This window comes from Arthrobacter sp. TJ-266 (genome assembly GCF_058269115.1).
Window position 1 is genome coordinate 598,850 of record NZ_JBZCNC010000001.1, and the last position, 17,908, is coordinate 616,757.

The following is a 17,908-nucleotide window of genomic DNA, read 5'->3' on the forward strand; positions in this document are numbered from 1 at the left end:
CCTGCGGGCGTCGGCGGGTGTGAGCGGGCATCGTGGCGTACAGCCCGCTCGATCACGCCGGAGCAGGGCTTCGAAAATAACCTTACAAGGTGGTCAGGCGGCCGCTGCCGCGTACATGACGTCCACGTCCCAGCGGGTGAAACCGAGCTTCCGGTACAACGCGACGGCGGCGGTGTTGTCCGCGTCGACGTACAGCATGATGGCCTGCAGGCCCTTGCCGTGGAGGTGCTCGATGCCTGCGATCGTCAGGGCCTTGCCCAAACCCGAGCCCTGGGCCTCCGGGGTCACCCCGACCACGTACACCTCGCCCATGGCCGGATGATCGCCGATCCCCGGGTGCACCTTCGTCCAGTGGAAGCCGAGCAGCGCGTCGTCCTCCTCGCGCACGGCCAGCAGGAAGCCCTCGGCGTCGAACCAGTCCTCGTCCAGGCGCGCCTCGAGGTCGGAGCGCGTCATGCCGCCCTGTTCCGCGTGATGGGCGAAGGCCGCCGCATTCGCTGCGAGCCACGCCTCTTCGTCCCGGCCGCGGACGAAGGACCGGATGACGACGCCGGCGGGCAGGACGGCCACGGGCACCGACTCCTCGACGGCAGCGCGCGTCAGCCGCATGCGCCACAGCTCACGCACGGGCTCGAAGCCGAAGCGGGTGGCGAGGTCCGCGGCCGCCGCGTGATTGCCGTGGGACCAACCGCGGAGGTCGTCGATGCCTTCGGCCAGGACCGCCTCGATGAGTGCCGTCCCGGCGCCCTCGCCCCGGCAGTCGGGCCCGACGACGAGCTCCAGCACCGTGCCGTCCTCCGCTCCGCGGGTCAGCACGGCCACGCCCGCCAGATCGGCGTCGCGCTCCGCCCTGCTCCGGGCCGTGAGGACCGTGAGCCGTTCCCCGGCGTCCGGTGCCCGGAGCGTCACGAGGGTCTGCTCGGACAGCGGAGGGTTGCCGTCGGCCTCCGTGGCCGCCGCGGCAAGGCGGAGCACCTCGCCGAGGACGGGCCCGGGCGGCGCACCGACGGTGCGCTCGATGGACCAGGTGGAGGCGGGGGCGTCGGTCATGCGCCCAGCCTAGTCCTGCCGTCCCGACGGGCCGGGGCGGCGGTCCGCCCCCCGGTATCCCGGACGGCTTGCCGTGGTTTGCCGTCTCGAGCGGACCTCGGGTAGTGTCGGGAACTGCTCGAGGGGGATGCACCAGTGGGGTGCCCGCGATACGTTCGACCCGTATGTCCTCCACCACAGGCCGCAGTCGCGGCAACGAAGAAGCCCCTCCACCGATCCCGGTGGAGGGGCTTCTTCGTGTGATCGCCGGGGCGTGTGGCCGGGTCAGGCGTCCTGATTGACCGACGTGCGATCCTCCGGGGCCCTGGTCAGGGTGAACCGGTAGCCGACGTTCCGGACGGTCCCGATGAGCTGCTCGTGGTCCGACCCGAGTTTCGCGCGCAGCCGCCGCACATGGACGTCGACGGTGCGCGTTCCTCCGTAGTAGTCGTAGCCCCACACCTCGTGCAGCAGTTGGTCGCGCGTGAACACGCGGCCTGGGTGCTGCGCCAGGTATTTGAGGAGCTCGAACTCCTTGTACGTCAGGTTCAGCGGCTCCCCGTGCACCCTGGCGGTGTAGCTGGCCTCGTCGATCACGACGCCGGACGCGTGGATCTCGGTGCTCGGCTCCTGACTCGCCGCTGCCGAGCGGGCGATCACGAGGCGCAGCCGCGCCTCGACCTCCGCAGGGCCCGCCGAGTCGAGGACGACGTCGTCCGCCAGCCAGTTCGCGGCGACGGCTGCCATGCCGCCCTCGGTCAGGACGAGCAGCAGGGGAGCGCTGAGGCCGGTGGCCTTCAGGAGCTGGGTGAGCGACCGTGCGCCCACGAGATCCTTGCGTGCGTCGACGAGGACGACGTCGCAGGGCTCGGTCTCGAGCAGCGCGGTGGGTTCGGCGGCGAGGATGTGCACCTTGTGGTTCAGGAGCTCGAGCGCCGGGAGAATGTCCACGGACGAGCCCGTGGTGTTGGTCAACATCAGGATGTGCGGCATATGTCCTCCACGGGGTCGGGAACGCGCATCATCGGGCGGAATAGCCCGGCAGCCGCGGACGGCGGACGGTCGGGGGTCTTCGAGTTGTCGACCAGTGTAGCCGCTCGCATGTGACGGATGGCACGGTACGGGCGCGGTGAGTGCGTCATGTGGGTGCGGTGACGACGGGATGCGGGTGCGGTGTCGGTCCTATGTCGGTCGGGTGTCGGGCGCCTCGGGCCGGCGGGCACAGCGCCACTTTCCCGCCGCCGCGCAGCGTAGGGCAGTATTGCTGGGGTGAAGAGGACGAGCGTGGCAGCTGCCGCAGGGGCGGCGGCCGTGGCCGCAGGGGCCGTCGTCGGGTCCTCCTACATCTCGCTCGTCGCCGTGGCGGTGACGGTCGGCATCGCCTCCGTGCTCGCCGCGATCGGGTGGCCGCACGTCCTCGGCGTACCGGCCCGGAAGAGCCAGGCGGCCGCCATCGGTCTCAGCGCCCTGCTCGCGGTCGTCCTGACGGCCACCGTCGCGGGGCCGGCCGTCCTCGCGTGGTTCCCCGCGGCGGTAGCCCTCGGCGTCGGCGCGGTCTTCATGATCCAGCTCGTCCGCGGCACGGGTCAGAGCTTTCGCCTCGAATCCACCCTCGGCTCCAGCTCCGGCGTGCTCGCCGTGGCCATGGGGTCCGGCTGGGTGGCCGCGGACAGGCTCGCCGTCAACGCCGCGGACTCCGGGATGATGCTCGTGACCGGCATCAGCATGCTCGTCGCCGTCCTCGCGTGCCTGCTGCCCTTCCCCGACCGCCTCGCCGGTCCCACCGCCGTCGTCCTCGCCGCCCTCGCCGGGCCGCTCGGGGCGCTGCTGTTCACGGACGTCCCCGCCCTCCCCGCCGCCGCGGTGGGGCTCGCGTGCGGCGTGGTGCTCGCCGGGTCCCGGCGGCTGCTGCTGGCCCGCGAGGCACCCCTCGGCGTCCTCGCCGCGCTCTCCGCGGGCATCACGCCCGTGCTCGCGATCGGCGCCTTCGTGTACTTCCTCGACACGCTGCTACTGGCCTGATCCTGCCGCTCCGGCGCGTTCCTCCGCAGGTGGATCGTCGGCGTCGGACCCGCGGTCCCGCGTCCCTGCGCCGTGGGGCCGCGCGTTAGGATGAGAACATGTCCATTCTTGCTCTCGAAATCTTCTTCATCTCGCTGCTGGTCGTCGCCGGTCTCGGCATGGCGGGGTTCGCAGCCCTCGTGATCACGCGCCTGTACAAGGGCCAGAAGTAGCACGTCGACCCGGAGCTTCCCATGTCGATCGAACTGCCCACAGACCTGACGCCTGAGCTCGTCCCGCTGTCCTGGCTCCTCGGTACCTGGGAGGGTACCGGGATGCTCGGTGAGGGCACGGCCGAGTCCGAGAGGTTCTTCCAGCGGGTCGTGTTCTCGCAGCACGGCCTGCCGTACCTCCAGTACGAGGCGGAATCCTGGCTCATCGACGAGAACGGTGCCCGCCTCCGCCCGCTGTCCGTCGAGACCGGCTTCTGGGCCCTCGACCGCAAGCTGAACGACGCCGATGTGGGGCCCGGACTGAACCCGGCGGACATCGTGCCGGCCCTGAAGTCCGCCGACGAGGTGGAGCAGTTCAGGAACGAGAGCGGCGGCTTCGACATCACCGCCACGATCGTGCACCCGGGCAGCATCGCCGAGCTCTACTACGGCAGCATCAAGGGGCCGCAGATCCAGCTCAGCACCGACCTCGTGATGCGCGGGCAGCATTCCAAGGAGTACACGGCGGCCACGCGGCTGTTCGGCCTCGTGGAGGGCAACCTGTACTGGCGCTGGGACGTCGCGTCCGACGGCGAGCCCCTCGAGGCGCACGCCTCGGCCATCCTCAAGAGGGCCTGAGGGCACACCCTCGTACCTGGCCCTCGAACAGGGCCAGGAAATACTGCCGTCCGAGAGGCGTTATACCGTCATGATCCCAGCCAGCCCCCTCCTCACCCGCCACGGAGCCGTCGACGGCGGCGGCGCTGACGCCGGCGTCGCCTCCCACTACGGTGACCCCTTCCGCGAGCAGCGGCTCCTCGCCGCGGGTGAGGCCGTGGTGGACCTCTCCCAGCGCGGCGTGGTCACCGTGTCCGGGCCCGATCGCCTGAGCTGGCTCAACACGCTGTCCTCCCAGCTGCTTCTCGGCCTGGAGCCCGGCCAGAGCTCCGAGACGCTCCTGCTCACCGTGCAGGGGCGCATAGAGTTCGCCGCGCACGTCGTGGACGACGGCGCCACCACGTGGCTCGTCACCGAGGGCGCGGAGGCCGCACCCCTCGCGGCCTTCCTGGAGCGCATGCGCTTCATGCTGCGCGTCGAGGTCGAGGACGCCACCTCCGCGTGGGCCGTGCTCGGCGCCACGAGGGCGCTCCCCGAACTCGGGGACGACGTCGTCGTGTGGGAGGATCCGTGGCCCGCCGTCGGTATCGGAGGGTTCTCCTACGCTCCCGTCCCGGAGGCCGATCACCCCGGCCGCGAGCGGCCGTGGTTCGAGTACCTCGTGCCCCGTGACCGGCTGGAACAGGTGGTCGACGCCGCCGGGCTGCCGCTCGCCGGTTCCCTTGCCGCCGAGGCGCTGAGGGTCGCCGCGTGGCGGCCGCGTGCCGGCGCGGAGACCGACGAGAAGACCATCCCGCACGAGCTCGACCTCATGCGGACGGCGGTCCACCTCGCGAAGGGCTGCTACAAGGGCCAGGAGACCATCGCCCGCGTCCACAACCTCGGGCACCCGCCGCGCAGGCTCACGTTCCTCCAGCTGGACGGCAGCCAGCACACCCTCCCCGCCGTGGGCAGCGCCGTCGTCAGCGAGGGCCGCACCGTGGGCCGCGTGACCTCCGTGGCGCACCACTACGAGATGGGACCGGTGGCTCTGGCCGTGCTCAAGCGGTCGGTCGACGCGTCCACGGACCTGCTGGTGCAGGACGGCGACGAGGTGTACGCGGCCGGGCAGGAGGTCATCGTGGCGCCGGACGCGGGCCAGGTGGTCGGCAGGGCGAGCGGCTTCCTGAAGGCTCCGCGGTGAGCACCCCCACGGACGACGGCGCCGCCGCAGCCATCGCACTGGCTCATGCCTTGTTCGACGCCGCACGCCAGGGCGATGCCGCCGTGCTGACGCGGTACCTCGACGCCGGCGTGCCCTTCACGTTGACCAACACCGCCGGCGACAGCCTGCTCATGCTCGCGGCCTACAACGGACACCCGGCGCTGGTGCGGGACCTCCTGGCGCGTGGGGCGGACGTCGATCAGGCCAACGACCGCGGCCAGACACCGCTGGCGGGCGCCGTGTTCAAGGGGCACACCGAGGTGGCGCGGCTGCTCGTCGGTGCGGGGGCCGATCCCGACGCGGGAACGCCGTCAGCCCGTGCGGCTGCCTCGATGTTCGAGCGCACGGAGCTCCTGGACCTGTTCGGCTGACGCGTCGCCTGGACTCACCCCGCCCCGGACACGCCTCGGGAGTCCCCGGAAGCCTCCTGATCAGGGCCGTCGATCGCCCCGGACCCTCTTGAGCCGGGCAGGTCTACCCCGTGCCTCAAGGAGGTCAGGCGGGGTCGAGGAGCACCGAGGTCTGCGTGCCACCGAACGCGAAGCCCGCGCGCCGGGCGGTCCGCTGCGACGCCGTGTTGTCCGTCCGTGCCCGCCACTGCGGTACCAGGCCGGCGGCCATCGCCTCCTCGACGGCGACGGCGGTGACGCGCTGGGCGTAGCCCTTCCGCCGCTCGTCGGGCGGGGTGAGCACCGAGATGTGCGCGAGGATGCCGGCCCACACGTCGTAGCCCGCGCCGGCCAGCGGAGTCGGTGCGTCCGGCTGGTGCTCGTGCCCGTCCGGGGCGTCCACGAGCACGAACGGGTGCTCCGCCTCGCCCAGACCGGCCTCGGCGACGTCGTCGGGCGGGCAGAGCCGCTCGAGCGCGCGCACGGTCGTGGCGTCGCTGGAGACGACGGCGGGAGGGCCGTCGAGCACCGGCAGCTCGTCGCAGAAGTAGAGCCGGGCCTCGCCGAGTCCGCGGCCGCCGTGGTCCCTGCTCAGGGTGAGCAGGGTGGAGTGTCTCCGCAGCTCGATGCCCGGCAGGTCGCGCGCGGCGTCCACCGCCCACGAGGGGCCGCGGAGGACCTCACGGCCGAACAGTGTGACGAAGGTGAGGACGTCGGCGGAGTTGTCCACGCCGTAGAGGCGGTCCGCGCGGCCGTCGTCGAAGGCGTCGTCGTCGAGCCCCAGCAGTCGCGCCCAGGCGAGCTCGATGATGGCGATCGTCCCTGCGTCGAGTTCCGTTCCGGGTGGTGTGCCGGGTGCCATGGGGTCCGTCTCGGTTCCGTGGGTCTCGGTGGGAAGGTGTCGGTGGGTGAGTGTTCGGGCGCGGCCGCGTCGGCGGTCAGCCGAAGAGGATCGCAGCTTCGTCGTACCGGTGCTGCGGCACGCGCTTGAGGTTGCCGAGGGCGGCCTCGAAGCCCACGTGCGCTATCTCGGTGCCGTGGAGCGAGACCATGGTGCCCCACAGCTCGTCCTTCACGGAGTCCACGGCAGCCATGCCCAGGCGGGTCGCGAGCACGCGGTCGAAGGACGTCGGGACACCGCCGCGCTGGATGTGCCCCAGGATGGTGGCGCGCGTCTCGACGCCCGTACGGGCCTCGATCTCGGGGGCCAGCTGGTCGGAGATGCCGCCGAGCCGGGGCCGGCCGAAGGTGTCGAGCCCGCGTTCGGAGTGCGCCTGCTCCATGTGGGAGGGCACGAAGCCCTCCGCGACGACCACGAGGGGAGCACGTCCGCGGGCGTTGGCCGTTGACACCCATTCGGCGATCTGCTCGATGCTCGTCTGCTGCTCGGGGATGAGGATGGCGTGGGCACCGGAGGCCATGCCGGCGTGCAGGGCGATCCAGCCCACGTGCCGTCCCATGACCTCGGCGATCATGCAGCGGCTGTGCGATTCGCCGGTGGTGCGCAGACGGTCGATCGCCTCGGTGGCGATCTGCACCGCGGTGTCGAAGCCGAAGGTGTAGTCGGTGGCGTCGAGGTCGTTGTCGACGGTCTTCGGGACACCCACGATCTTGAGGCCCAGATCGGTCAGGCGCTTCGCCGCGGCGAGCGTGCCCTCCCCGCCGATCGCGATCATCGCGTCGATACCGAGGCGCTCGAGGTTCTCCTTGATGGCTTCGGCTCCACCCTTGCCCTCGAAGGGGTTGGTCCGTGATGTACCGAGGATCGTGCCGCCCTGCTTCGAGATGCCGCGCACCGCATGGCGGGGGAGGTCGATGACGTCACCCTCGACGACGCCGCGCCACCCGTCCCGGAACCCGACGAACTCCTGGTCGTGCGTCTTGATGCCCTTGAGCACGGCTCCGCGGATGACGGCGTTCAGGCCGGGGCAGTCGCCACCGCTGGTGAGGATTCCGATTCTCATGGGGCGTGGGTTCCTTTGACGAGGGAGTGGGTGATCCAGCAGGAGCACGGCGTCGGGCCCGCCTATGATTCTAGACACACGACGGCGGGCCGGACCGACCGCCCGCGCGGCCGGGGCACCCCTTGCACGGCAGGGTGCGGGGCGGAGTGCGAGGCAGTGCGCAGGACCTCCGGCGGGGGTACGAGCACGTAGGCTGGGACCTCCACGCGCGCATGCTCCGGGCTTCACCGGAGGTGCGCCCCACAGGTCCGAGGAGGACACCCGGAGTGCCCCAGGCAGGTTTCGCGCCAGCGGCGCTGCGCATGATCCACATCTCCCGGCCCGTGCTGTGGATCAACACCATCGGCACCGGGGTGGTGGGCCTCTGGCTCACCGGGGCCTTCTGGGACGGGCAGGCCCTGGCCCTGCTGCTCTGGCTCACCCTGCCGTTCAACCTCCTGATCTACGGCGTCAACGACGTCTTCGACCAGGACACCGACGCCCTGAACCCACGCAAGGGCTCGCTCGAAGGGGCACGGATCAGGGCGTCGGAGGTCCGCGCCATCTGGATCGCCGTGATCCTCACCAACGTGCCGTTCCTCGCGTGGTTCGCGCTCACGCTGCCGGTCCCGGCGCTCGTGTGGATCGCGCTCTACGCGCTCGTCTTCGTGTTCTACTCCGCCCCGCCGCTGCGCTTCAAGGCGCGCCCCTACCTGGACTCCCTGAGCAACGCGGCCTACGCCTTCCCGCTGGTGTTCGTGCCCTACGCGCTCGGCGCCACCCCGGTCTGGCCCGCGGCGCTCGGCCTCATGGCCTGGAGCGCGGCGAAACACACGTACGACGCCGTCCAGGACATCGACGAGGACCGTGGCGTGGGCATCACGACGACGGCGGTGCGGCTCGGTCCGCGCGGCGTCGTCGCCTGGAGCGGCGCCTGGTGGGCCGTGTCCACGGTGTGTTTCGCGCTGGTCAATCTCCCGGTCGCCGTCGTGAACGCGCTGATCGCGGGCTGGCTGCTGTGGGGTCTCTGGCGTGACCCGCGACCCGAGACCGGACACCGCCTCTACCGTTACTCGATCGCCTTCCCCTACGTCGCCGGCACCGTCGCGGGCGTCCAGCTCGTCGTCGCGCTCACGCTCGGGATGTACCGATGAGCCGCGTCGTCGTCGTCGGTGGAGGGATCGGCGGGCTGACCGCGGCCGCGCTGCTGGGCCGGGCAGGCCACAGCGTCACGCTGCTCGAGGCCGCTGACCACGTGGGCGGCAAGAGCCGCCGCATAGAGGTGGACGGCCAGCGGATGGACACCGGCCCGTCGCTCTTCACCTTCCCCTCGGTCTGGGAGGAACTACTCAAGCGGCTCGACGCCGTGGCCCCCGCCGATTCCGCGCCCGCCAAGGGAGTCGCCGGTCTCGCACTCGAGCGGCTGTCCGACGTCGGCACCTACTACTACCGGGGCGAGGCCTGCACCCTGCCCGTTCCCCAGGGCCACCCCTGGCATGCCGCGTGGACGCGGTTCGCCGCCGAGCACGGCATCCTCGGGGAGGACGTCTCACGCCTGCTGACCACCGGGCCGCTCGAGGGGTCGTCGTACCCCGCGCTCGCGCGCCTCGCCGGCCTGTACGGCAGGCGACTGACCACCCGCAGCTACCTCGACAGCCTCCCGTGGCTCCCCGACGGCCTGCGCGAGGTCATCGCGATCCACACGCTGAACGCGGGCGTCAGCCCCACGCGCACACCCGCGCTCTACGCGAGCATGCCGGCCATCATGGCGCAGGACGGCGTCTGGATCCCCTCAGGGGGCATCTACGAACTCGTCCGGTCCCTCGAGCGCATCGCGCTCGGCTCCGGCGTGGAGATCCGGACGGGGGAGGGCGCCCACCGGATCGGACGACGTCGTGTGGTCACCTCCGTGGGGACCTATCCGGCCGACGCCGTCGTCAGCGGTCTGGATGCCCACCGCCTCGCAGGCCTGCTGGGCGGACGGCCCCCACGGACGCCGCGGAAGCTCACCTGCTCGGCGGTCGGGATCTACGCCGTCCTCGAGCGCCCGCTCCCGGCGGGGACGCCGCGGCACGGCGTGGTGATGCCGGACGGTCCGGCCGCGCTGTACCGCAGCCTGGAAGCGGGCGAGGAGCCCGACCAGACCATGGCCTTTGCCAACTACTACCCGGCGGAGGGTGTCTACCCGAACAGCGCCGCGACGCTCGCCCTCTTGCTGACCGCACCCGCGAACGGGAAGACCTACACGCTGGCGGACCCCTTCGTGCAGCGCGAGCTCGACCGGACCACGCGCGTGCTCGGACTGCCCGAGCCCCTCGAGAGCTACATCGCACGGCACGAGATCCTCGACCCCGGCTACTTCGGCGAGCGCGGGTCGGCCGGCGGAGCGCTGTACGGCGCGGTGCATCCCGCCTGGATGAGCGGGCCGTTCCACGTCCCGCCCTACTCGGATCCGCTGCGGCCGTGGCTGTGGAGGGTCGGTGCGTCGGTCCATCCGGGCGGCGGGCTCCCGGCGGTCCTCGGCGGCGCCATGATGTCCACGCAGAAGCTCCTGGCACGGCTCGGGCCCGTCTGAACCGCTGGTAGCACCAACAGATTTTTTCGAACGGTCACGGGGCTCGACACGCGCGATACCGGAGGTGCTCGCGGACCCGAAACCCTCCTGGATCCCTCGTGACCCCAGCGTCCCTCGCGGGTCGGAGTGGTTCCGGGGTCCGGTGGTTCGACCCGTCAGCGGGCCCGGGCTCCCAGGGCCTCGGAGGATTCCGACGTCGTCGACGCCGCGCGGGCGAGCTGTAGGCGCCGTCGCACCAGTGCGATGATCAGCGCCGCGGCGAGGACGGCGGGGAACACCAGCCCCGAGAAGATGCAGACGCCCAGCCACAGGAACATCGAGACGAGCAGGCTGTCGAGCAGGCCGGGGCGCAGCGGTCGCGCTGTGAGCCGCCGCCCGCCGATCAGGGTCACGAGGGCTGAGGCGATGAGACCGGAGATCAACCAGCCCACGTAGTTGGAGAGCGGAATGCCGTAATAGGGGCCGCCGCCGGGCCAGATCCAGAAGCCGAGGGCCACCGCTCCCGGATCCAGGACACCGTCGATCACGACCAGCAGCAGCCCGCCGAGCACGATCCTGCGGAGTGCGGTGCCCGATCCGGACACCATCGCCACGGCACCGATCACGAGCGGCACGTAGGAGAGCGGGAGCAGGTAGGGAACAAGGTCGAGGATCCTCGGCCCCATGGCCTCGCCGTAGTAGAACTCGCCGTAGGGTACGCCCGTGGCGACCCCGAAGCCTTCGATCAGGTAGCCGAACACCGACACCGCAGCCAGGGTCGCGACCCCGCGTGCCGCACCGAGCTGGTGCACGATCGCGACGAACGCCGGGAGCGCGATGAGGAGGTTGAAGCCGTAGGAGGCGTACTCCGCCCCCTCGACGTCGGGGAACCGGACCACGAAGTAGCCGGACACGAAGAGGAACGCACAGGCGGCGACGAGCAGGCGGGGGAAGCTGCGGGCAGCGGTGGGCTTCGACACGCCATCCATCTTTGCAGGTCGGGCGGGAGGACGGCGCACCGTCCTCGGGCCCTCCTCACCGCCGCCCGCGGCGCCGGGGCGGGTCAGCGGGTGAGCACCTTCTCGAGCGCGATGGTGCCGTCCGTGGTCGGCAGCAGGAGCCACAGCACCAGGTAGAGCGGTATGCCGACGAAGGGCAGCAGGAAGCTCAGGAGCATCGCGATGCGGACGTAGCTCACGCGCCAGCCGTACTGGCGCGCGATCCCGGCTGCGATCCCGCCCAGGAGTCCGCCGGGTGCGCGCTTGAGGGGGGAGGAGCGGAGGACGCGGTAGAAGGACTGCATGATGTGCCTTTCGGGGAGAGGATCGTACCTGGTGGAGGGGGTGGGGCGGGGTCGTGCGGGTGACGGGCGTGCCGGTGGACGACGACGCTACTGCACCGCCATGAGGGTCAGTACGCGGTCGGGTCGCGATCGCCCCGGTAGGTACTGCGCCAGTCGTCGTCGAGGTCGTCGACGCCGGTCGGGTCCTCGGTCGTGGTGCCACCTTTCCGCAGGGACAGGACGCCCCCGGCCACGAGCGCGAGTCCGACGCCGACCAGCAGCCCGAGGGCCACGATCACGGGATCGATCGAGACGGCGATGAGCGGGCCGAGGAGGAGGAGCCCCGCGCCGATCAGCAGGGTCACCCCCCAGACGACGGTGACGAGCCGGGCCCGGCGCGGTGGGGTGGTGATCGCGGTACTCATGGGGTCTCTCCTGTTGGGCTCGTGCTCGGGCTGGGGGTCGGCGGTGCGATCTCGGAGGACGTGCCGTCGGCTGCCGAGGCGGTCAGGACGGTGACCTCGCTGAGGGCGCCTGTCACGTCGAGGAGGATGCGGGGGCCGGACGCGCCCGGCGTGAGGTCGCGGTCGCCGACCTCCAGGACCCCGGCGTCGCTCCGAAATGCGGGGGCGGCATCCCCGTCCACGGCCGTGCCGCGGGCATCCGCGGAACCGAGTGCCACGCGGGTCCGCACCTCGACGGGGACGTCCTCGGGCACGATCACGGTGACGTCGCTGACGAGGGTGGTGACCGGCACCGTGACGTCCTCGTCGGGTCGCTGCACCTCGGTGAGGTCGATCGTGCTCTCCGCGGCGAGGATGGTGTAGCCCTCGGCGGCGGTCTGCAGGGTGGCCGGCGTCGTCCGGTTGTCCCGGGCGACGACCCACGCGCCGCCGGCCGACGAGAAGGAGGCGACGAGGCCGCCGATCAGGGCCAGGGTGGCCGCGACGCCGACGAGACCGGACGTGCGCCCCCGTGCGCCGAGGACGATCACCCCCAGTGCGAGGATGACGGCGGCCGCGGCACACGCGATGAGAGCAGGGTTCCCGACGCCGAGGGCGCCGAGGTAATCGGCCGCCAGGACCGCCGCGGCGACGATGACGGCGGCGCCGATCAGCAACGCCGTCGCCGAGCCCGAGGGCCGCACAGGACGGACCCGCGTGGCTCGCGCCGACGGCACGCCCCGTGCCGCGGAGTCCGGTCCGCGTGGGTAGAGGGAGGAGTACCCGTAGCCGGAGGACGGCGTGCCGTAGGCCTCCGCCGACCAGGCGGTGCCGGCGGGCCCACCGGGTGACGGGAACGGCGTCGGGAGGGGGCGGGTCAGGGAATCGGGACGGTAGGGCAGGGAGACGGTGTCGTCAGAGGCATCGGGCGGTGCCGCGGCATCGTTCGCCCCCTCGGCACCTGGGCCCGCACCCGGGGAGGCGGGATGGACGGGCGTCGCCGGTGTGGACGTGCCCGACGTCGGACTTGGCGAGGTGGGATCTGCCGGGTCCGGCCCGCCGACGGGTCCGGTGGGAACGGGACCGCCGGGTACCGGTCCGTACGGCCGGGTAGGTCCGGCGCCGGTGCCGGGCCCGCTGAACCCGGGTCCACCCGAACCGGGCCCCCCGGAACCGGGGCCGCCGAAACCGGTTCCGTCTGCACCGGACCCGTCGGCGCCGCCCGTACGGCCTGAACGGTTGACGATCCAGTAGACGAACAGGACCACGGCGCCGATCCAGAAGAGCGCCCAGAGCAGTCCGCCCGCCCCGCCGTCGCCGAGGAGCGGGATGTTGGGCTGGACGAGTCCGATCACCACGAAGGCTGCTGCACCCGTCAGCCCGGAGGTCCAGGAACCGCGACCGGCCTGCTCCACGTGGATCCGGCCGTCGGGTTCGGGGAGCAACGCCCACGCGAGGCCGTACAGCAGCACGCCGATACCGCCGAACACGCAGAGGATCACGATGAGCCCCCGGACGAGTGCCAGGTCGAGGCCGGTGCGGTGCGCGATCGCCCCGGAGACACCGCCGATCCAGCGGTCGGAGGTCCTGGTGATGTCGAGTCCGCGGATCCAGCGGAAGAACGGGGAGGAGCCGGGAGGCTCCGCCGTCGGTGCGGCCGGTTCGTGCTGCCAGGACGGCCCGCCTGGGGTGGGTGCTGAGGTCATGACTCCATCGTCGCGCCGGGGGAGTCCCCGGACCATGGGGGCCTACCCTGACTCGACCCTGAGAGCGCCCTGATTCCTGACCGAGAACCTCCATGATGGCAGGGAGGCGTGCTTTCATGAGGACGTGAGACCAGCCCTGCTCCGTAGCTCCGACGGCGTGATCGCCGGCGTGTGCGCCGGCCTCGCCACGCACCTCGAAGTGAAGCGGTCCTGGGTCCGGGTGGCCATGGCCGTCCTGACCCTCGCCTCCGGCGCGGGCCTCGTGCTCTACGCCTGGCTCTGGATCTTCGTCCCCACCGCGGCGGATCGCGCGGCGCAGGCGGAGCGCCGCACAGGTCCCGCCGCCTTCATGCACGACGTCGTCGGCGCGGGCGCGGGCGCGCAGGCGGGCGCTGCCGTACCCGCAGGAGCCCGCGGCACGTCACCATCGCAGCCCGGCGCCGTGTCCGGGGCTCCGACCCCACCGGCCGGCCGGGCCGCAGGTCAGTCGGCGAGCGAGCACTGGCGGGAGTGGACGCTCGGCGCAGGTCGGCGGGAGATCCTGTTCGGTACGGCCCTCCTGCTCACCGCGGCCGTCGTGATCCTGCAGCTGCTCGGCGTGCGCGTCGACTGGGGGTTCTTCGTCCCCATCGCCGTGGTCGCCACCGGCGCCGCCCTCGCGTGGTCCCAGCTGGACGACGTCCGGCGTGCCCGCGTCATGGACCGGGCGGGAGCCGAGCGGGCCGGCGGTCCGCTGCGCCTTCTCGCCGGGATCGTCCTGGTCGTCACGGGTGTGCTCGTGGCGCTGTCCAGCAGCGGCTCGTGGACCCTGACGGTGGCGACCGTCGTCGCCGTCCTCGCCGTCCTGGCGGGCGTGGGGCTGGTGCTGGCGCCGTGGGGGCTCGCCTTCTGGCGGGATCTTGAGAACGAGCGCGAGGCGCGCGTCCGTGAGACGGAGCGGGCGGAGATCGCCGCGCACCTGCACGACTCCGTCCTGCAGACCCTCGCGCTCATCCAGAACAGGGCCGGTTCCGAGACCGACGTCCTGCGCCTGGCGCGCGCCCAGGAGCGTGAACTGCGCCAGTGGCTGTTCGCGGACCCGGCGCGGGATCCCGGCAGCCTCGCCGAACGCCTGAGGGTCACCGCGGGCGAGGTCGAGGACATGTACGGGCACCCGGTGTCCGTCGTCGCCGTGGGCGATGCGGAACCGGGGCCGGCGGGGGATGCCCTGGCGCAGGCGGCCCGCGAGGCGATGCTCAATGCCGCACGGCATGCGGGCGGGCCCGTCTCGGTGTATCTCGAGGCCTCGCCCGACGCCGTCGAGGTGTTCGTACGGGATCGCGGCGCCGGGTTCGATCCGGGAGCGGTGCCCGCGGACCGTGCGGGCATCCGCGAGTCCATCCACAGCAGGATGCGCCGCCACGGCGGCTCGTCGGAGATCAGGAGCGACGACGACGGCACGGAGGTGCGCCTGCGCCTGCCACGGACAATGCCTCCTACGACGCCGGCCGCGGCACCCTCCTCCCAGCCCGGTGCGGCGCCCGTCGACGCGGGCCGAGCATGACGGGCTGTTCCTGTCGGGATACCGGATCCCGCGAGCAGGCCGGACGGCGACACACCCATCACCGCGCGGATAACTGCGCGGATCATTGGGTGGATGACTGGATGGATGAATGCGAGGATCGCCCGGGAACGACCGTGAGGACGATGTCCGGGAGTACCCGGACGAGGAGGTGGGCGGGACCATGACAGGGGACAGCAGAACGGACGAGAGCAGGCCGGACGGCGACCTGGCAGCAAGGTCATCAGGGCCGGCGACGGTCTCCGTGGTGATCGTCGACGACCACGGCATCTTCCGCTCGGGCCTGCGCGCCGCGCTGGGGTCCGCCATCACCGTGCTCGGCGAGGCCGCGACGGTCGAGGAGGCGGAGGCGGTCATCGCAGCTACCGCGCCCGACGTCGTGCTCCTCGACGTGCACCTGCCCGGCGGGAGCGGCGGGGGCGGGGCCGAGGTGATCCACCGTTGCACCCGGCGCGGAGCGGCGTCCCGGTTCCTCGCGTTGAGCGTCTCGGACTCGGCCGAGGACGTCGTGGCGGTCATCCGTGCCGGCGCTCGCGGTTACGTGACCAAGACGATCTCCGGTCCCGAGATCACCGACGCCGTCCAGCGGATCGCGTCGGGGGACGCCGTGTTCTCGCCCCGGCTCGCCGGCTTCGTGCTCGACGCCTTCGGTACGGCCTCCGTGGCCGTGGACGACGAGCTCGACCGACTCTCCGCGCGCGAACTGGAGGTCATGCGGCTGATCGCCCGGGGCTACAGCTACAAGGAGACCGCGAAGGAGCTGTTCATCTCGGTCAAGACGATCGAGACGCACGTCTCCGCGGTGCTCCGGAAGCTGCAGCTCTCGTCCCGCCACGAACTCACGCGCTGGGCCACGGAGCGCAGGCTCCTGTGACCTCCGCGGACGGCGTGTGCGGATGGTGTGTGCGGACCGTCGGTGGCCCGGGCGGCCGGGAGGGCAGCTCCGCGTCCTAGGTCGCGGAGCCCAGGAACTCCTGCAGGCGGCCCACGCCGGTCGCGAGGTCGTCGTCGCCGAGTGCGTAGGAGAGGCGCAGGTAGCCGCTCGGCCCGAACGCCTCGCCGGGGACCACCGCGACCTCCACCTTCTCGAGGATCAGCGCGGCCAGCTCCGCGGAGGTCGCGGGCCTCACGCCGTCGAAGCTCCGGCCGAGGAGCGCGCGGACGTCGGCGTAGGCGTAGAAAGCACCGTGCGGGGTGGGGCAGTCCACGCCGTCGATCGCGTCCAGCGCCGAGACCATCGCGCGACGACGGCGGTCGAACGCCACCTTCATCTCCTCGACGGCGGTCAGAGGCCCGGACACCGCGGCGAGGGCGGCCATCTGCGGCACGTTGGAGACGTTCGAGGTCGCGTGGGACTGCAGGTTCGTCGCGGCCTTCACCAGGTCGGTCGGGCCGACCATCCATCCCACGCGCCAGCCCGTCATGGCATAGGTCTTCGCCACGCCGTTGAGGATGACCACCTTGTCCGCGAGCGCGGGCGCAGCCGTCGCGATCGAGGTGAACGGTACGCCGTCGTACGTCAGGTGCTCGTAGATCTCGTCCGTCACCACCCACAGGCCCCGCGCCGAGGCCCACTCACCGATCTCGCGGACGGCGTCGGCGCCGTACACCGCGCCCGTGGGGTTGGACGGCGAGACGAACAGCAGCACCTTGGTGCGTTCGGTCAGGGCTGCCTCGAACTGGTCGACGGTCACGAGGTATCCCTGCTCGGGGCCGGCGAACACCTCCACGGGCACGCCTCCCGCGAGCCTGATCGCCTCCGGGTAGGTGGTCCAGTACGGCGTGGGGACCAGCACCTCGTCGCCGGGATCCAGCAGCGCCGCGAACGCCTCGTAGACGGCCTGCTTGCCGCCGTTGGTCACCAGCACCTGCGCGGGGTCCACCGCGTAGCCCGAGTCCCGCAGGGTCTTCTCGGCGATGGCCTGCTTGAGCTCGGGCAGGCCTCCCGCGGGGGAGTAGCGGTGGAATCTCGGCTGCCGGGCCGCGGCGACGGCCGCCTCGACGATGTAGTCCGGTGTGGGGAAGTCCGGTTCTCCCGCGCCGAAGCCGATCACGGGGCGTCCAGCCGCCTTCAGCGCCTTGGCCTTGCCGTCGACGGCGAGCGTGGCGGACTCCGCGATGGACCCGATCCGCCGGGAGATCCGGGGAAGCGCTGCGCGGGTGGAGTCGTGGGTCATCGCGTTCATCGGGTCCCGTTTCCGTGGCGTTGGAGGAGTCGTTGGCTGCTCCCAGCTTAGGCGGGGCGCTCACGGCGGCCGAAGGCAGCGTGCCGGTCGCCGTCATGAAGCGGACGCGAAGGAGCAGGGCGCCGCGATGCCGCGGACGGGGAGGCGCGGAGGCGGTGCGCCCCATCCCCGGGTTCGACGTTCCGCCGCTCCATGCGTAGACTTGTCCCTCGGTGTTGAAACACCATGATGGTTCGTGCCCTCGGGGAGCGGCCCGATCATGGTGACGACCCGAAGGGTAGTGGCGCAATTGGTAGCGCAGCGGTCTCCAAAACCGCAGGTTGCAGGTTCGAGTCCTGTCTGCCCTGCGCGTGGCCCTCGCAGATGTTCGGCGAGGGTACGGCAGAAACAGATCACGAAGCCCCGGTGCAGGCACAGGCCCCGCGCGGCGGTAAACATGATCAGCTGAGGGCGCCACTGGTGGTCCGGCTGGGAGACCACACAGATTGATGAGGTTGACGGTGACCGATACGGCTGCGAGCAGCTCCCAGGGAAGCCCTTCCGAGAAGAAGGCTCCCACGCGAGGGTTCTTCGGACGCATCATGCTGTTCATCCGTCAGGTCTTCGCGGAACTCGGCAAGGTGGTCACCCCGACCCGCCGGGAACTGGTCAGGTTCACCATCACCGTGCTCGTCTTCGTGGTCATCATGATGCTCCTCGTGACCGGCCTGGACCTCCTGTTCGGGCGCGGGGCGATCTGGGTGTTCGGCGGCAACTGACGCCGCGACCCCGGTCGACGGT

Annotated in this window: 18 protein-coding genes and 1 tRNA gene; 10 read left to right on the forward strand and 9 right to left on the reverse strand. The window is 71.7% G+C overall.

The window, feature by feature from the left end; genetic code table 11:
* Positions 1-93 precede the first annotated feature (93 nt).
* Positions 94-1,050: a mycothiol synthase gene (gene mshD, locus AC4D12_RS03075; protein ID WP_490948305.1), complete on the reverse strand. Its 957-nt coding sequence runs from the start codon at positions 1,048-1,050 to the stop codon at positions 94-96.
* 264 nt (positions 1,051-1,314) lie between these two features.
* Positions 1,315-2,022, reverse strand: coding sequence for a winged helix-turn-helix transcriptional regulator (locus AC4D12_RS03080; RefSeq protein WP_490948306.1), 708 nt, complete (start codon positions 2,020-2,022; stop codon positions 1,315-1,317).
* A gap of 291 nt (positions 2,023-2,313) precedes the next feature.
* Here AC4D12_RS03080 and AC4D12_RS03085 point away from each other — a divergent pair, with 291 nt between their 5' ends.
* The 4 genes from AC4D12_RS03085 (at position 2,314) to AC4D12_RS03100 (ending at position 5,435) form a co-directional block, all read left to right on the forward strand.
* Positions 2,314-3,051 carry a hypothetical protein gene (locus AC4D12_RS03085; protein WP_490948307.1) on the forward strand — a complete coding sequence of 246 codons (738 nt, stop codon included), beginning with the start codon at positions 2,314-2,316 and terminating at the stop codon, positions 3,049-3,051.
* 233 nt (positions 3,052-3,284) lie between these two features.
* Positions 3,285-3,881: a heme-binding beta-barrel domain-containing protein gene (locus tag AC4D12_RS03090; RefSeq protein WP_490948308.1), complete on the forward strand. Its 597-nt coding sequence runs from the start codon at positions 3,285-3,287 to the stop codon at positions 3,879-3,881.
* A gap of 70 nt (positions 3,882-3,951) precedes the next feature.
* Entirely contained in the window at positions 3,952-5,043 is a 1,092-nt protein-coding gene (gene ygfZ / locus AC4D12_RS03095; RefSeq protein WP_490948309.1) for a CAF17-like 4Fe-4S cluster assembly/insertion protein YgfZ, read from the forward strand.
* Positions 5,040-5,435, forward strand: a complete 396-nt coding sequence (locus AC4D12_RS03100; RefSeq protein WP_490948310.1) for an ankyrin repeat domain-containing protein — start codon at positions 5,040-5,042, stop codon at positions 5,433-5,435. The genes ygfZ and AC4D12_RS03100 overlap by 4 nt, the downstream gene beginning before the upstream one ends.
* Before the next feature lie 124 nt (positions 5,436-5,559).
* Here the strand turns inward: AC4D12_RS03100 and AC4D12_RS03105 are convergent, their stop codons facing one another.
* Both AC4D12_RS03105 and AC4D12_RS03110 read right to left on the reverse strand, forming a co-directional pair.
* Entirely contained in the window at positions 5,560-6,315 is a 756-nt protein-coding gene (locus AC4D12_RS03105) for a GNAT family N-acetyltransferase (RefSeq protein ID WP_490948311.1), read from the reverse strand.
* A gap of 76 nt (positions 6,316-6,391) precedes the next feature.
* Entirely contained in the window at positions 6,392-7,417 is a 1,026-nt protein-coding gene (locus AC4D12_RS03110; RefSeq protein ID WP_490948312.1) for a 6-phosphofructokinase, read from the reverse strand.
* A 266-nt stretch (positions 7,418-7,683) separates the two neighbouring features.
* Between AC4D12_RS03110 and AC4D12_RS03115 the strand changes: the two genes are divergently transcribed.
* Positions 7,684-8,550 (forward strand): UbiA family prenyltransferase, encoded by an 867-nt coding sequence (locus AC4D12_RS03115; RefSeq protein WP_490948313.1) that lies wholly within the window; start codon positions 7,684-7,686, stop codon positions 8,548-8,550.
* Positions 8,547-9,971, forward strand: a complete 1,425-nt coding sequence (locus AC4D12_RS03120) for a phytoene desaturase family protein (protein ID WP_490948314.1) — start codon at positions 8,547-8,549, stop codon at positions 9,969-9,971. Before AC4D12_RS03115 ends, AC4D12_RS03120 begins: the two co-directional genes overlap by 4 nt.
* A gap of 155 nt (positions 9,972-10,126) precedes the next feature.
* On the opposite strand, the gene AC4D12_RS03125 is transcribed toward AC4D12_RS03120, so the two are convergent.
* From AC4D12_RS03125 to AC4D12_RS03140, 4 genes are all read right to left on the reverse strand, one after another.
* The gene (locus AC4D12_RS03125) at positions 10,127-10,930 is read right to left on the reverse strand and encodes a carotenoid biosynthesis protein (protein ID WP_490948315.1); all 804 of its coding nucleotides are present in this window, start codon (positions 10,928-10,930) and stop codon (positions 10,127-10,129) included.
* 83 nt (positions 10,931-11,013) lie between these two features.
* Positions 11,014-11,253 carry a PspC domain-containing protein gene (locus tag AC4D12_RS03130; protein WP_490948316.1) on the reverse strand — a complete coding sequence of 80 codons (240 nt, stop codon included), beginning with the start codon at positions 11,251-11,253 and terminating at the stop codon, positions 11,014-11,016.
* A 107-nt stretch (positions 11,254-11,360) separates the two neighbouring features.
* On the reverse strand, positions 11,361-11,657 hold the full coding sequence (locus AC4D12_RS03135) for a hypothetical protein (RefSeq protein WP_490948317.1): 297 nt from the start codon (positions 11,655-11,657) through the stop codon (positions 11,361-11,363).
* Positions 11,654-13,381 (reverse strand): PspC domain-containing protein, encoded by a 1,728-nt coding sequence (locus AC4D12_RS03140; protein WP_490948318.1) that lies wholly within the window; start codon positions 13,379-13,381, stop codon positions 11,654-11,656. Before AC4D12_RS03140 ends, AC4D12_RS03135 begins: the two co-directional genes overlap by 4 nt.
* Before the next feature lie 124 nt (positions 13,382-13,505).
* On the opposite strand from AC4D12_RS03140, the gene AC4D12_RS03145 reads away from it, so the two are divergent.
* A complete protein-coding gene (locus AC4D12_RS03145; protein ID WP_490948319.1) occupies positions 13,506-14,924 on the forward strand; it encodes an ATP-binding protein in 1,419 nt (472 codons plus the stop codon).
* Positions 14,925-15,105: 181 nt separating this feature from the next.
* Positions 15,106-15,816 carry a response regulator gene (locus AC4D12_RS03150; RefSeq protein WP_490948770.1) on the forward strand — a complete coding sequence of 237 codons (711 nt, stop codon included), beginning with the start codon at positions 15,106-15,108 and terminating at the stop codon, positions 15,814-15,816.
* Positions 15,817-15,892: 76 nt separating this feature from the next.
* Here the strand turns inward: AC4D12_RS03150 and AC4D12_RS03155 are convergent, their stop codons facing one another.
* Positions 15,893-17,119, reverse strand: a complete 1,227-nt coding sequence (locus AC4D12_RS03155; protein ID WP_490948320.1) for a pyridoxal phosphate-dependent aminotransferase — start codon at positions 17,117-17,119, stop codon at positions 15,893-15,895.
* Positions 17,120-17,402: 283 nt separating this feature from the next.
* Here AC4D12_RS03155 and AC4D12_RS03160 point away from each other — a divergent pair.
* Together AC4D12_RS03160 and secE are read left to right on the forward strand one after the other, a co-directional pair.
* Positions 17,403-17,475, forward strand: a tRNA-Trp gene (locus tag AC4D12_RS03160).
* Positions 17,476-17,628: 153 nt separating this feature from the next.
* Positions 17,629-17,886 (forward strand): preprotein translocase subunit SecE, encoded by a 258-nt coding sequence (gene secE, locus AC4D12_RS03165; protein WP_490948321.1) that lies wholly within the window; start codon positions 17,629-17,631, stop codon positions 17,884-17,886.
* Positions 17,887-17,908: the final 22 nt, after the last annotated feature.